Source organism: Nonomuraea pusilla (assembly GCF_900109355.1).
Lineage (GTDB): Bacteria > Actinomycetota > Actinomycetes > Streptosporangiales > Streptosporangiaceae > Nonomuraea > Nonomuraea pusilla.
Window position 1 is genome coordinate 29,731 of the sequence record NZ_FOBF01000034.1, and the last position, 12,122, is coordinate 41,852.

Annotated in this window: 15 protein-coding genes; 8 read left to right on the plus strand and 7 right to left on the minus strand. The window is 70.8% G+C overall.

Features of this window, described 5'->3' with window-relative positions; genetic code table 11:
• Nucleotides 1-117: 117 nt before the first annotated feature.
• The 4 genes from BMX74_RS40665 to BMX74_RS40680 form a co-directional block, all read right to left on the minus strand.
• A complete protein-coding gene (locus BMX74_RS40665; RefSeq protein WP_055509343.1) occupies nucleotides 118-570 on the minus strand; it encodes a MarR family winged helix-turn-helix transcriptional regulator in 453 nt (150 codons plus the stop codon).
• The gene (locus BMX74_RS40670; RefSeq protein ID WP_218154231.1) at nucleotides 557-1,417 is read right to left on the minus strand and encodes an MBL fold metallo-hydrolase; all 861 of its coding nucleotides are present in this window, start codon (nucleotides 1,415-1,417) and stop codon (nucleotides 557-559) included. The genes BMX74_RS40665 and BMX74_RS40670 overlap by 14 nt, the downstream gene beginning before the upstream one ends.
• A 31-nt stretch (nucleotides 1,418-1,448) precedes the next feature.
• Complete coding sequence (locus BMX74_RS40675; RefSeq protein WP_091105765.1) at nucleotides 1,449-2,636, minus strand: FAD-dependent monooxygenase; 1,188 nt, start codon at nucleotides 2,634-2,636, stop codon at nucleotides 1,449-1,451.
• A gap of 149 nt (nucleotides 2,637-2,785) precedes the next feature.
• On the minus strand, nucleotides 2,786-3,508 hold the full coding sequence (locus tag BMX74_RS40680; RefSeq protein ID WP_091105767.1) for a helix-turn-helix transcriptional regulator: 723 nt from the start codon (nucleotides 3,506-3,508) through the stop codon (nucleotides 2,786-2,788).
• 98 nt (nucleotides 3,509-3,606) lie between these two features.
• Here BMX74_RS40680 and BMX74_RS40685 point away from each other — a divergent pair, with 98 nt between their 5' ends.
• Nucleotides 3,607-4,113: a DUF2231 domain-containing protein gene (locus BMX74_RS40685; protein ID WP_055509333.1), complete on the plus strand. Its 507-nt coding sequence runs from the start codon at nucleotides 3,607-3,609 to the stop codon at nucleotides 4,111-4,113.
• A gap of 20 nt (nucleotides 4,114-4,133) precedes the next feature.
• The gene (locus BMX74_RS40690; RefSeq protein ID WP_055509331.1) at nucleotides 4,134-4,532 is read left to right on the plus strand and encodes a hypothetical protein; all 399 of its coding nucleotides are present in this window, start codon (nucleotides 4,134-4,136) and stop codon (nucleotides 4,530-4,532) included.
• Nucleotides 4,533-4,552: 20 nt separating this feature from the next.
• Here the strand turns inward: BMX74_RS40690 and BMX74_RS40695 are convergent, their stop codons facing one another.
• Nucleotides 4,553-5,362, minus strand: coding sequence for a DUF1259 domain-containing protein (locus BMX74_RS40695; RefSeq protein ID WP_218154233.1), 810 nt, complete (start codon nucleotides 5,360-5,362; stop codon nucleotides 4,553-4,555).
• A 394-nt stretch (nucleotides 5,363-5,756) separates the two neighbouring features.
• On the minus strand, nucleotides 5,757-5,924 hold the full coding sequence (locus BMX74_RS44660; protein WP_177227704.1) for a hypothetical protein: 168 nt from the start codon (nucleotides 5,922-5,924) through the stop codon (nucleotides 5,757-5,759).
• A gap of 75 nt (nucleotides 5,925-5,999) precedes the next feature.
• Between BMX74_RS44660 and BMX74_RS40700 the strand changes: the two genes are divergently transcribed.
• From BMX74_RS40700 to BMX74_RS40725, 6 genes are read left to right on the plus strand one after another with little or no spacing between them, the layout of a single operon-like run.
• Nucleotides 6,000-6,320, plus strand: coding sequence for a PadR family transcriptional regulator (locus tag BMX74_RS40700; RefSeq protein WP_055509324.1), 321 nt, complete (start codon nucleotides 6,000-6,002; stop codon nucleotides 6,318-6,320).
• Nucleotides 6,317-7,228 carry a hypothetical protein gene (locus BMX74_RS40705; RefSeq protein WP_091105770.1) on the plus strand — a complete coding sequence of 304 codons (912 nt, stop codon included), beginning with the start codon at nucleotides 6,317-6,319 and terminating at the stop codon, nucleotides 7,226-7,228. The genes BMX74_RS40700 and BMX74_RS40705 overlap by 4 nt, the downstream gene beginning before the upstream one ends.
• A 34-nt stretch (nucleotides 7,229-7,262) precedes the next feature.
• A complete protein-coding gene (locus BMX74_RS40710; RefSeq protein WP_143078941.1) occupies nucleotides 7,263-8,162 on the plus strand; it encodes a hypothetical protein in 900 nt (299 codons plus the stop codon).
• On the plus strand, nucleotides 8,163-9,896 hold the full coding sequence (locus BMX74_RS40715) for a peptidoglycan-binding protein (protein WP_091105773.1): 1,734 nt from the start codon (nucleotides 8,163-8,165) through the stop codon (nucleotides 9,894-9,896). It abuts the gene before it with no gap.
• A 52-nt stretch (nucleotides 9,897-9,948) separates the two neighbouring features.
• The gene (locus BMX74_RS40720) at nucleotides 9,949-10,611 is read left to right on the plus strand and encodes an ABC transporter ATP-binding protein (protein WP_236715136.1); all 663 of its coding nucleotides are present in this window, start codon (nucleotides 9,949-9,951) and stop codon (nucleotides 10,609-10,611) included.
• 1 nt (nucleotide 10,612) lies between these two features.
• A complete protein-coding gene (locus BMX74_RS40725; protein ID WP_091105777.1) occupies nucleotides 10,613-11,791 on the plus strand; it encodes an ABC transporter permease in 1,179 nt (392 codons plus the stop codon).
• Nucleotides 11,792-11,901: 110 nt separating this feature from the next.
• Here the strand turns inward: BMX74_RS40725 and BMX74_RS40730 are convergent, their stop codons facing one another.
• A complete protein-coding gene (locus tag BMX74_RS40730; RefSeq protein WP_055509312.1) occupies nucleotides 11,902-12,108 on the minus strand; it encodes a cold-shock protein in 207 nt (68 codons plus the stop codon).
• Nucleotides 12,109-12,122: the final 14 nt, after the last annotated feature.

The following is a 12,122-nucleotide window of genomic DNA, read 5'->3' on the forward strand; positions in this document are numbered from 1 at the left end:
CGACCCCAGCGCCACGCCACCGAAACGCAGCATCAGCCTCGGTCTCAGCCCTTTCGCCGTCTCCGTCGCCCCGGTCGCCCGCGCGGACGGCCACCCCGTGGCGGCGGGAGGGCCCACTCAGGCGCCCTCGATTCGGCGGGTGAGGGCCTGGCCTGCGGGGAGGTCCTGTACGAAGGCTCGTAGGGCGGCCATGGCCGGTTCGAGGTCGGCGGGCAGGGCGTCGATGGAGGCGTAGAGGTCGTTCTCGATCGCGGCGATCCGGCGGGCGAGGTCCTGGCCTTCCTGGGTGAGGGTGAGTTCGATGTGGCGGCGGTCGTGCTCGGGGGTCTCGCGGTGGACGAGCCCGGCTTGCACGAGCCGTTCGACGAGGCGGCTCGGGCTGTTGCCGCTCTCGCAGACGAGCAGGTCGCCGAGGCCGGACAGGGTGAGGGGCTGGCGGTCCTGGAGGAGGCGCAGGACCTCGGCCTGCGACGAGGTGACGCCCAGCGGCTTGAGCGCCTGGCCGAGCAGCCGGTTGCCCTCGCGCTGGGCGGCCAGGACCAGGTAGCGGAACTCCTCAGCGGGACGCATGCGCGGTGCTCTCGACGGCGGCGAGCGCGGCGGCGGCCCGGGGGTCGTGGGCGGCCAGGATCGTCACTCCAGGGTTGCGGCGGCGGAACTCGTTGACCAGCGCGGTGCTGGCGCGCAGCCCTTCCTCCTCGCCGACCCCAGGGAGGCGGCCTTCCCGCAGCAGGTGGTCGTCGTAGGTGAGGTCGCCGACCATCAGCAGCGGGTCGCGGCCCGGCCGGCGGACGAGCAGGGACATCGATCCAGGGGTGTGGCCGGGGGTCGGGACCAGCACCAGGGAGCCGTCCCCGAACAGGTCGTGGCCCTCGGTGAAGGGAGCGATGCCGGGCACGGGCCGGAACTCGGGGTGGCGCGGGCGCAGCCCGGGGAGCTCGATGTGGTCGCGCAGCAGCCCGCGCATCTCGGGGCGGGGCTCGTGGAGCGAGGCCCACTCCTGCGCGCTGACCATGATGTCGGCGTGGGTCAGCTCCCGTAGTCCGCCGATGTGGTCCTGGTGCAGGTGGGAGATGATCGCGGTTCTGACGTCGGCGATGTCGTGGCCCTGGGCCGCCAGCCGAGCGGTGAGGGTCTGGTCCTCACCGATCTCGAAGCGGGCCAGGCGCTTGTAGAACAGCCCGGTCGGCCCGCCGGGGAAGTAGCGCGGGTCGGTGACCGACGCGCGGTCCTGGCCGGTGTCGAACAGCACCAGCCCGTTCTCGTGCTCGATCACGTACACGTTGATGGGGCGGGGTGCGGTCCACCGGCGCGAGGTCATGACCCACCAGTAGAGGGGCTTGCCGGAGGCCAGGACGTGTTCGGGGTGGATGCTCACGGTGCCGGTGCTCACCACGGAGACGTTCTTGATTGTCACGAGAGTTACATTACACGACATATATGTCGTGTCAACTAATTGGCCTCGCCGCCTTCCGGCGCATGGCACGGGGAATCCTGCCTACAGTGTTCGCCGCTGCCTGATGTGTGAAATAGCACAGCTTCGGTGGAAGATGGTGCACGAGGCGGTAGCCGCGCAGTTTGCTCAGCAGGACCATCTGCGGCAGCGGGAGGTCCGTGTAGCGTGGCAGGTTCTCGTACCACTGGGAGCTGTAACGCGCTGAGCGCTGGGCCGAGCGGACCGCCGATCTGGCCTGCCGCTCGTAGCGGGCGAGGGCGACCGGCAGCGGCGGCCCTTGGAGCAGGGCCGCGGCCAGGAGGGCCGCGTCCCGCAGGGCGAGGGTGGTCCCCGCGCCGATGGAGTAGTGGGTGGTGTGGGCCGCGTCGCCCGCGAGCACCAGGTTGCCCCGGCGCCAGGTCCTGTTGGAGACCGTGCGGAAGTTCAGCCAGCGCGCGCTTCCCTGGGCGTCACCCTGGCCGAGCAGCGGGTGCCCGTCCAGCATGCCGGCGAAGATCTTCTCCAGCCGGACCAGCGTGTCGGCCTCCCTCGCCCGGTCGAACCCGAGCCCCTTCCAGGTCTCGGGCGCGCACTCCACCACGCAGGTACTGCGGTCCGGGCTGTACGGGTAGCCGTAGCACCAGATCCAGCCGTGCTCGGTCTCCTCGAAGGAGAAGACGAAGGAGTCGAAGGCCCTGGCGCTGCCCAGCCAGACGTAGCTGTTGCGGCCGACGCCGACCTCGGTGCCGAAGTGGACGGCGTGGCGCTCGCGCATCCTGCTGCCGGCCCCGTCGCCGGCGACGACGAGGTCGGCGTCGGCGAGTTCCCGCTCGTCGGCGATCTCTCGCTCGTACGCGATGCGCACACCGAGGCCGCGGGCCCGTTCGGCGAGGAGGTCGAGCAGCCGCTGCCGGCCGATGCCGAAGCCCTCTCCCCCCTCGGGATCGGACATCGTCCGGGGACCGCGGAAGTAGTCCCACCGGTCCCAGCGGACCGAGCTGTCGAGGATGGCGCGCGCCGACTCGGGGTCGGTCGCGTGGAGACTGCGCAGCAGGGACTCGGAGTAGGTCACGCCCCAGCCGTACGTGGAGCCGGCCGGGTTGCGCTCGTAGACGGTGACGTCGTGGGAGGGGGCGACGCCCTTCATCAGGATGGAGAAGTACAGGCCGGCGGGTCCGCCGCCGACACAGGCGATCTTCATGCAAGCCCCCGCTGTTGCAGAACGCCGCCATTCGCTACGGCATGTAGCAGCAGCGTGGCAGCCCCGCCTATACCCCAAATCGGGTAATTAATCCCAAATTGGTACACCAGTGCTAGTGGCGCCGTCCGGGCTACGGCCCTCCGCTCGCCTCAGCCGGCACGTCCCGGAAACGAAGCGGCCCCCTTCGAAGCGGAGCCCAGCTCCACGCAGCAGGCGCCGGGCCGGGGGACGAGCCTCGCCTCCACCGTGGTCGCTTCGAGCCCTTGGCAGTACGCCGACAGGAAGGCGTGATTGATGCCGCACACCAGGTCGGGATCCTTGGCCGCGAGCGGGTGGAAGGGACAGTTGTCGAGCTGGAGGCAGGTCGGCGCGACGCGGGCAGGCTCGAAGCCATGGCGTTCCAGCATGTCCGCGATGTAGGTGAGGGCCCGTTCGGTACCGAGCCGACCGGGCTTGAGCCGCTCGCGCTCGGCCTGGCCCAGCTCGCGCCCGCGGTCGGCCGCCACCCGTACGGCGCTCTGCGGCCCGCTCTCCCCGGGACGCTGCCGCCGTACCGCGTCCAGCAGGATCTCGGCGAGCAGGCCGTGCTCGCGCGGCGGGATGCTGACCTGCACCTGCAGGCCGGTGGGCTGATACAGCTTGGGGGCCCGGCCGACCCTCCGGATGCCGTCAGGCTGGGCGTACGTCGCCCTGAGCAGCCCCACCTCGACCAGCTTGTCCAGGTGGAAGGCCGCCAGCTTGCGGGAGATCCCGACGCTCTGCGCGGCCTCGTCGCGCGTCACCGGCGCGGGTGAGTGCCGGATGAACGCGTACATGCGGCGTCTCAGCTCGTCCTCGAGCGCCGCCACGGCGCGCACCGCCTGATCCGTCACCTGTTCACGATAACACCAACTTTGTCCTTTGAAACCGATCTTCTCTTGACCATCGAGCAGATAAAGCTAAGACTTGTTGGTGAAATAGGAGGTGGTTCATGTCCGCGCAGCAGCATCAGGCCAAGCGGCCCCTCACGGCGCTGGCCGGCCCGTACGGGCATCCGTTCCACCCGATCCTGGTCGCCGTGCCCATCGGCGCCTGGGTCACGAGCCTGGTCTTCGACCTGGCCTCACTCGTGGTGCCCGAGCCCGCATTCCTGGCCCGCGGCTCGCTGTGGCTGATCGCCGTCGGTGTGATCGGCGCGCTGGCCGCAGCGATGTTCGGGTTCCTCGACTTCCTGGCCATCCCGCCGGGCACGCCGGCGTTCCGCACGGCACGCCTCCACATGGTGCTCAACCTGCTCGTCACCGCCCTTTACGGCGCGGCTTGGGCGTGGCGAGCCACCGGCGCGGGCACAGGTCCGGTGCAGGCGGGCCAGATCGCGCTGTCGGTGGTGGCCCTCGCCGCGCTCACCGTCTCCGGCTACCTCGGCGGCAAGCTCGCCTACCGCTACGGCGTCCGCGTCGCCGACGAGAACACCCAGCAAGAAGGCTTCCGCTCCTGACACCAGGAAGGCACGTCACCATGGCTGTCGCAGCACTCGTCCTCTGGATCCTCACCGCGCTCGGCGGCTTCTACATGCTCAGCGTGTGGATCTCCCGCGGCGGGCCCCGCAGCGGGCAATCCCGCCTGCCCGCCCCGGTCGCCTTCGGCCACCTGCTGCTCGCCGCCGCCGGGCTCATCCTGTGGATCCTCTACCTGGCCTTCGACGCCGACCTGCTCGCGTGGATCGCGCTGGCCCTGCTGGTGGTGGTCGCGCTGCTCGGCTTCTCGATGCTGGCCCGCTGGATCCCCGTCCACCGCGCAGGCGCCACCAGCACCGCCCCGGAACGTTCCATCCCGGTCGCCGTCGTCGCCGGACACGGCGTCCTCGCCGTCGCCACCCTGATCCTGGTCCTTCTCACCAACGTGACGGGCAGCTGAGCAAACGTCCGGGGCGTCGGTCACGACGCCGGGGTGACGGCTTGCTCGGCGACGGCTTCGTGCAGGGTCCTGGCGAGCTTCACGGCGTCGTCGTCGGCCCAGAAGTGCATGTAGAACAGGCGGGGTCGTTCGCGCAGAGTGTGGTTGTGGAGCTCGACGACGTCGATGCCGCCGCCGCGAAGGGCTTTGATGACGCGCTGGATCTCGCCGGCGGTCATGGCGAAGTCGCCGTTGACGGCCGCCTTGCCGCCTCCGGTGGGCTGGAAGTTGAGCGCGGTGGTCACCCCCATGCCGGGGGGAATGACGCGGCCGTCTTCTGTCACCGGTTCGGTGCGTTTGAAGGTGAACTTGTAGATGCCGCCGTCGTTGGTGCCCTTGGTTCCCATGGCTTGGTCGAGGGCGGCAGTGTCGAGGTCCAGGCTCGGTGCGGGGGTCGTGGAGGCCGGGGCGATCGGGGTGGCCGTGACGTCCAGCGCGGCCCGGACCGAGCGGGCGATGGCCGTCGCGTCGCGGCCCATGGCGTGGATGTGCGTCCACCACACCTCGGGCCGGTGAGACAGCAAGTGCTTGTGGATCGCGGTCTGCTGGATGCCATGGGCCTGCAGGGCGTCCGTGACCTTCTGCAGTTCCGGCTCGGTGACGACCAGGTCGCCCATCATCATGACGTCGCCGTCGGGGTAGCGGGTGAACGCGGTGTAGCCGCCCAGAGCCAGGCCGGGCTTGACGTCAACCCCGTACGACGTGACCTTCAGGTCCGAGCGCGGGAACGGGACACGGTAGACCTTCTTGTCCGCCGACAGCTTCCCCGGGCGCCCCAGGGCACGGGCCACCCCCTCCCACCCGGACGCGTCACCGGTGGGGGACGGATCGGTGCCGGGTCCGCCACCGCCATCCCGGACAGCGCCGATGTCGTACGCGGTCCGCGCATCCCCTTGGATGAGGGAGCATCCAGCGCCGAACGCCACGACCAACGTCAACACCGCAAGAGATCCATGCCGCCCCATCGCCACCCAATCCCACGCTTTTTCTGATAAGTCACCCAACGACTACAGAAAGTACCCAAAGGCTACGCATGGTAACCAATCGGGCCGCGCCACGGCGCCGAAGCGGCCCTGACGATCGCCACGACATGGCCGGGCCACCCTGGGCGCTTGCGATGACCGACGGTCCGGGGCTCGCTCCTCACCCTGGCTCACCGACGGTGCTGCCAGTGGCCGTTCTCCTTCAGGAGCCGTTTCGCGGCGTGCTGGGTGACTTGAACGCTGGACGGGCAAGGGGCTCGTCCACCTCGGTGTTCCGGGGCTCGACGTTCCAGGTGGTCCCGTCGACGAGCACCAGCCACGGGCCGTCCGGCTTCACGGCCAGAACGCGGCGCACGGAACCGGTCTCCATGTCCACCAGCTTGACACGCCGCCGCAGCAGGAGCCGGCGTTGCGGACGCTTCGTTGAACGGAATAATGTCGGCGCATGCCCAGGGGAACCTCTGAAGTCAGCGAGCCGATGTACTTCGTGCTCGCCGCCCTACGCGCCGGCCCGCTGCACGGCCACGCGATCAGCAAGTCGGTCAAGGAGCTGTCGGGAGGCCGGGTCCAGCCGTCGGTCGGCACCCTGTACGGCATCCTGGAGCGCCTCAACGAGCGGGGCGTGATCGCCGTGGACAGGGAGGAGACGGTCAACGGCCGCAACCGGCGCTACTTCCGGATCACGGATGAGGGTCAGGCTCTGGTGGAGGCCGAGGCCAGGCGCATGCACGAGGCCGCCCAGCTCGTGCTGCACCCCAGCACATGACCACCGCCACACCCTCGCCGACGACCGTCCTCGAACGCCGCTACCGCAGGCTGCTGCTCGCGTATCCGAGGAAGTACCGCGCGGCGCACGGTGACGAGCTGCTCGACGTCCTGCTGGAGTCGGCCGGCCCCGGCAGGACGGTCCCGGCGCCCAGGGAGGCGTGGGGCCTGCTGACGGGCGGCGTGCGGAGCCGCATCGCCCACCAGGCGACGGGCAGCGCGTGGGCGGACGGCCTGCACCTGGGCGTCACGGCGGTGGCGGCGGCGAACCTGGCCGCGCTGCTCCCGTACGTGGGCGCCATGCCGCTGTGGACGCTGCTGTCGGCGCTGGCGCTGCTGGCCGTCCTGCGCGGCCGGGTGCTGGCGGCGTTACCGCTCTCGCTCGTCACCGGCCTTAAGGCGGTCGCGATGGCGGACGGCCGGCAGGTGTTCGACGTGACGCTGCTGCCGGTGGACCCGTCGTTCCTCTCCGACCGCCCCCTGTTCGCGGTCAGCAGCCCCTTCGCCGTGGCCTCGCAGTACGCGGTGGTGCTGCTCGGGTTGCTGGTGCTGGCGTCGAGGAGGCGGGAGGCGCCACGGGTCCGGTCGTGGTGGTGGTACGGGGCCGCCGTGGCCGTCGCGTGGGCGGGTCCCGCGTGGATGGAGGACGACAGGACGTTCCCGCTCAGTCTGAGCAGGCTGGCGGTGGAGGCGGCGGCGTTGGGGCTGGCCGCCGCGGCGTGTTACCTGGCGCGCGACCCCCGGTGGGCGTTGGCGTCGGGCATCTACCTGCTGGTGACGTCCGTCGAGCTGACCCTGCACGCCGAGGAACTGACCAGGCAGCACCTGGCCTACTGGGCCGTGCTGGCCGTGCTGGCCCTCGGGGCCGCCTGCGCGCCTTTCCGGCAGCGGCGGCATTGTCTGGATTGACCATACTTCGTTAAACGGAGTATGGTCGTCCGCCATGACGAGGAAGACGCTGCCTACCGCGTTGCTGGCCCTGGCCGTCCTCTGCGGCTGCGGGGGCGCCGCGGAGACCGCCGCCTCGCCCTCGCCCGGGGCGGCGGCGGCCAAGGACAAGAAGCACCAGTTCGAATCGGCCAAGGCCGACTGCATGAAGCAGAAGGGCTTCAAGTACATCCCGTACGTGCGTCCGGAGCCGAAGGGCACCGACGAGGGGCGCCGCCGCATGGCGGGCGATTACCAAGCGATGAAGAAATATCGCGAAAAGTACGGGTTCGGCGTTTTCGCCATCCACGTCTACCCGAAGGAGCTGGGGAACCCCCAGGTCAAGCCGGACGACCCCGGCCAGGTCAACCCCAATTTCAAGATCCAGTCCTCGCTCTCCAAGGCGCAGAGTCAGGCGTTCCGCAAGGCGATGGACTCATGTGAGGTCACGTCGGCCAACCAGGTCTTCGGCCTGCAGCTGAAGCCGGGCGCCGACTACTTCGGCGAGGCGAGCAAGGCCTCGAACCGGGCCGTCAGGACCACGGTCAACAGCGACCCCCAGTTGGTGGAGCTCGCCACCGCCATGGCCACCTGCCTGAAGGGCAAGGGCTACGCGATCGCGGACACCACGCCCATGGCCATGGGAGACCGAGGCTATAAGGAGTTCTCCGCCCAGGAGGACAAGCTGGGCAGGGCGCAGTTCGACGACGTGCCCGACGTCGCTCCTCCGCCGAAGGAGGACGAGGTGCCGATGATCTACGCGCCGACGCTCACCCCGGAGCAGGCCAAGCCGTACCTGACCAAGGAGATCAAGGCGGCTCTCGACGACCTGGAATGCGGCAAGGACTTCTACCCCGCCTACCTGCCGAAGGAGACCGCGATCAGGGAGCGGGTCGACGAGCAGTACGGCATGTGAATGAGACCACGCAGACTCCTCACCGGCGTCATCGCCGGCGTCGTGCTCGCCGCCGGGGCGGGGTGGGCCGTGAGCACGCGCCTGCGCTCCCCCGCCGACGAGGCGGCCCGGCGGGCCGCGCCCCCGGCCTCCCTCGTCACCGCCGCCGTCGAGCGCCGCAAGCTGGTCAGCACCATCGTGGTCAGCGGCACCCTGGAGTACGGTTCGCCGCTGCCGATCAGCCTGGCCGGCGTGGTCGGCGGCACGTCCGAGACGCAGCGGGCCACCCGGGCGCCGCGGCCGGGCAGGCTGAGGGAAGGCGCGGTGCTGATGGAGGTCAACGGCCGTCCGGTGTTCGCGCTTCGCGGTTCCGTCCCGATGCACCGGACCATCGCCCCCGGTGCGAAGGGGGACGACGTCCGGCAGCTCCAGCGGGCGCTGCGGCGGCTGGGGTACGGCGCTCCCGTGACGGGCGTCTTCGACCGGGCCACGATCGCGGCGGTCACCCGGATGTACGCCAAGAAGGGATACGAGGCCCAGCAGCCCACACTGACCGACCGGCAGCAGTACGACACGTTACGCAAGGCCGTACAGACCGCCCAGGAGACCCTGGCGACCGAGCAGAAGAACCTGGACCAGGGGCTCGACGTGCGGCCGCTGAAGATGAAGCTCGCCAACGCCAAGGCGGACCTGGCGGCGGCCGAGCGGGCGCTCGGGGAGGCCGAGTCCCAGGAGCTGACGCCCGAGGACGAGGGCAAGCTGGCGGCGGCGGACGCCGCCGTGCGCGCGGCGGAGGAAAGGCTCGCGCAGGCCGAGCAGGAGCTGGACGCGGCCAGGAACCCGCCCACGCCGGCGGCCACCGCCACCCCCCAGCCCACCGCCGTGCCCCGGCCCACCTCCTCCGCTGACACGAGCCTGCTGGAGATGCGGGTCGACAACGCCAGAGCCGATCTGGCGGCGGCCCAGGAGGCGCGGGACCGGGCGATGGAGGAGGCACGGCAGGCCAGGAGCAAGCGGATCGAGGAGCTACGCAAGACGGCGCGTACCGCGAAGGAGGCGAAGGCCATGGCCGAGCAGGCGCTGCGCCAGGCCAGGCAGCTCTCCCCCACCAGGCTCAAGGTGGCCGGCGCCCGGAAGGACGTGGCGGCGGCCAAGGAGATGCTGGCCGAGTTCGCGCGTACGTACGGGACCTCCATCCCGCCCGGCGAGGTGGTGTTCCTGCCGAAGCTGCCGGCGCGGGTGGAGAAGGTCTCGGTGAAGCCGGGCCAGCAGGTCGAGAAAGAGATCGCCACGGTGACCGGCTCCGCGTTCGCGGTGACCGGGTCGGTCGAGGCGACGGAGTCCGACCTGCTGCGGGTGGGCATGGCGGCGAGCATCGAGCTCGACAGCGGCAAGACGTACAAGGCGACGCTCACCGCCGTCGGCGACCAGGCCAGGACGCCCGGCGCCGAGGCGCCGCCGAACGGGGCGCAGCCGGTCCTGCTCACACCCGCCTCGATGAAGGGGCTCAAGGCCGGGACCGCGGTGACGGCACGGGTGACGGTGGGCGCGACCGAGGAGCCGGTGCTGGTGGTGCCCGTGGCGGCCGTCGTCACCGCGGCCGACGGCAGGGCGCGCGTGCAGGTGGAGTACGCCACCGACAGGACCAGGGAGGTCGAGGTGCGCACGGGCCTGACCGCAGACGGGAACGTCGAGGTCACCGGTGTCACGGGCGCGCTCAAGGAAGGCGACCGGGTGGTGGTCAGCGGTGCCTGAGGAGGTGCCTGAGGCGGCGCCTGAGGAAGTGTCTGAGCAAGGGCCTCAGGCGGTGATCTCGCTGGTGGACGTCGTCAGGGAGTTTCCCGCACAACCCCCGGTCCGGGCGCTCGACCGCGTCACGCTCCGGGTCGGCAGGGGCGACTACGTGGCCGTCCTGGGCCCGTCGGGCTCCGGCAAGTCCACGCTCCTGAACGTGCTGGGCCTCCTCGACCGTCCCAGCTCCGGCAGCTACCGCCTGGACGGCACCGAGACCACGACCCTGCGCGACGGGGCCAGGACCAGGTTGCGCGGCGACCGGATCGGCTTCGTCTTCCAGGCCTTCCACCTGCTCTCCCACCGCAGCGTGGTGGAGAACGTCATGCTCGCCGAGGTCTACAGGAAGAGCGGGCGCGCGGGCAGGCGGGAGAGGGCCCTGGCGGCGCTGGAACGAGTCCGCCTCAGCCATCGGACGGGATTCCTGCCCGGCCGGCTGTCCGGGGGCGAACGCCAGCGCGCCGCCATCGCGAGGGCCCTCATGGGCGATCCGTCGCTGCTGCTGTGCGACGAGCCCACGGGCAATCTCGACAGCCGCAACACCGAGGCGGTGCTGGACCTGTTCGACGAGCTGCGGCGGCAAGGCCTGACGATCGTGGTCATCACCCACGAGCAGGAGGTCGCCGAGCGGGCCGCGCGGCGGGTGCGGATCACCGACGGCGTGCTGGTGGAGGAGTGACATGCACGTACGCGACCTGATCGAGGAGTCCGTGGCCGGCATGCTCGCCAGGCCGGTGCGCTCCGCGCTCACGACGCTCGGGACGGTGCTCGGCATCACCACGCTGGTCGTCACGCTCGGCGTGGCCGCCACCGCGGGCAACCAGATCGTCGGCCGCTTCGACGAGCTGGTGGCCACGGCCATCACGGTCGGGGTGCCGGAATCGCCGAACGCGCCCCTTGTCGAGTGGGACGCGATCGACCGGCTGACCAGGCTGCGCGGCGTCGAGTCGGCGGCGGCGGTGTCCGAGTCGAAGGACGGCGCGAACGTGTCGGTGCGCTCCAACGACCTCGTCGACCCGACGCGGGTCACCGCGCAGTCGCTGACCGTGCTGGCCGCGACGACCGGGCTGCCCGAGGCGGCGCGCGGCAGGATGGTGCGGGGCAGGTTCTACGACCTCGGCCACGTCCGGCGGCACGACCGGGTGGCGGTGATCGGCGAACAGGCCGCCGAACTGCTCGGCGTCACCCGGCTCGACCGGGCGCCGGCGATCTTCATCGGCGAGCACGCGTACACGGTCATCGGGATCCTGGGCGACCTGCGCCGCGAGCGCGACCTGAGCAGCGCCGTGCTGGTGCCGCCCACCGTGGGCAGGCAGTTCGGGTTGCGGGACGTCACCAGGGTGCTGGTCAACACCAGCCTGGGCGCCGCCGGGCTGATCGCGCGTCAGGCGCCCACCGCGCTCAGCCCCGGGAACGGCGACATGCTGCAGGTGGTCGCGCCGCCCAGCCCGACGAGGGCACGCGACCAGGCGGAGGACGACGTCAACGCGCTCTTCCTGATCCTCGGCCTGGTCTCGCTCGTCGTCGGCGCGGTCGGCATCGCGAACGTCACGCTGGTCACGGTGATGGAACGCGTACCGGAGATCGGCCTGCGCCGCTCGCTCGGCGCCGCCAGACGCCACATCGCGGCCCAGTTCCTGCTGGAGTCGACGCTGATCGGCCTCACGGGCGGCGTGATCGGCGCCGCCCTGGGCGTCGTCACCGTCGTCGCGGTGTCGGCCGCCAAGCAGTGGACGCCTCTCCTGGACCTGCGGCTGGCGGTCGCGGCCCCGGTCGCGGGGGCCGTGGTGGGACTGCTGGCCGGGCTCTATCCGGCCCTGCGGGCGGCCAGGATGGAGCCGGTGGAGGCGCTCAGGTAGCGCCGCGGACGGTGGACGGGAACCGCGTGAAGCGGCGCGTCAACCGGTCGGAGAACAGGTCCGGGCCTGCCCCACGGATGTGGAGCAGGCCCGGATCTAAGACGCGCGCGTCAGGCGGGGACGATGTTCTCCGCCTGCGGGCCCTTCTGGCCCTGGACGACGTCGAAGGCCACCTTCTGGCCCTCGGTCAGCTCACGGTAGCCACCGTTGGAGACGATGTTGGAGTAGTGAGCGAAGACGTCGGCGCCGCCGCCGTCCTGAGCAATGAAGCCGAAGCCCTTTTCCGAGTTGAACCACTTCACGGTTCCGGTTGCCATGTCGATCTCCTTCA

Excerpts from the sequence above, each read along its gene's own strand:
- BMX74_RS44660 (WP_177227704.1), bottom strand. The coding sequence starts at position 5,924 with ATGGAGACCGGTTCCGTGCGCCGCGTTCTGGCCGTGAAGCCGGACGGC.
- BMX74_RS40700 (WP_055509324.1), top strand. The coding sequence starts at position 6,000 with ATGCCCAGGGGAACCTCTGAAGTCAGCGAGCCGATGTACTTCGTGCTC.
- BMX74_RS40715 (WP_091105773.1), top strand. The coding sequence starts at position 8,163 with ATGAGACCACGCAGACTCCTCACCGGCGTCATCGCCGGCGTCGTGCTC.
- BMX74_RS40665 (WP_055509343.1), bottom strand. The coding sequence starts at position 570 with ATGCGTCCCGCTGAGGAGTTCCGCTACCTGGTCCTGGCCGCCCAGCGC.
- BMX74_RS40710 (WP_143078941.1), top strand. The coding sequence starts at position 7,263 with ATGACGAGGAAGACGCTGCCTACCGCGTTGCTGGCCCTGGCCGTCCTC.
- BMX74_RS40725 (WP_091105777.1), top strand. The coding sequence starts at position 10,613 with ATGCACGTACGCGACCTGATCGAGGAGTCCGTGGCCGGCATGCTCGCC.
- BMX74_RS40705 (WP_091105770.1), top strand. The coding sequence starts at position 6,317 with ATGACCACCGCCACACCCTCGCCGACGACCGTCCTCGAACGCCGCTAC.
- BMX74_RS40675 (WP_091105765.1), bottom strand. The coding sequence starts at position 2,636 with ATGAAGATCGCCTGTGTCGGCGGCGGACCCGCCGGCCTGTACTTCTCC.
- BMX74_RS40685 (WP_055509333.1), top strand. The coding sequence starts at position 3,607 with ATGTCCGCGCAGCAGCATCAGGCCAAGCGGCCCCTCACGGCGCTGGCC.
- BMX74_RS40730 (WP_055509312.1), bottom strand. The coding sequence starts at position 12,108 with ATGGCAACCGGAACCGTGAAGTGGTTCAACTCGGAAAAGGGCTTCGGC.
- BMX74_RS40690 (WP_055509331.1), top strand. The coding sequence starts at position 4,134 with ATGGCTGTCGCAGCACTCGTCCTCTGGATCCTCACCGCGCTCGGCGGC.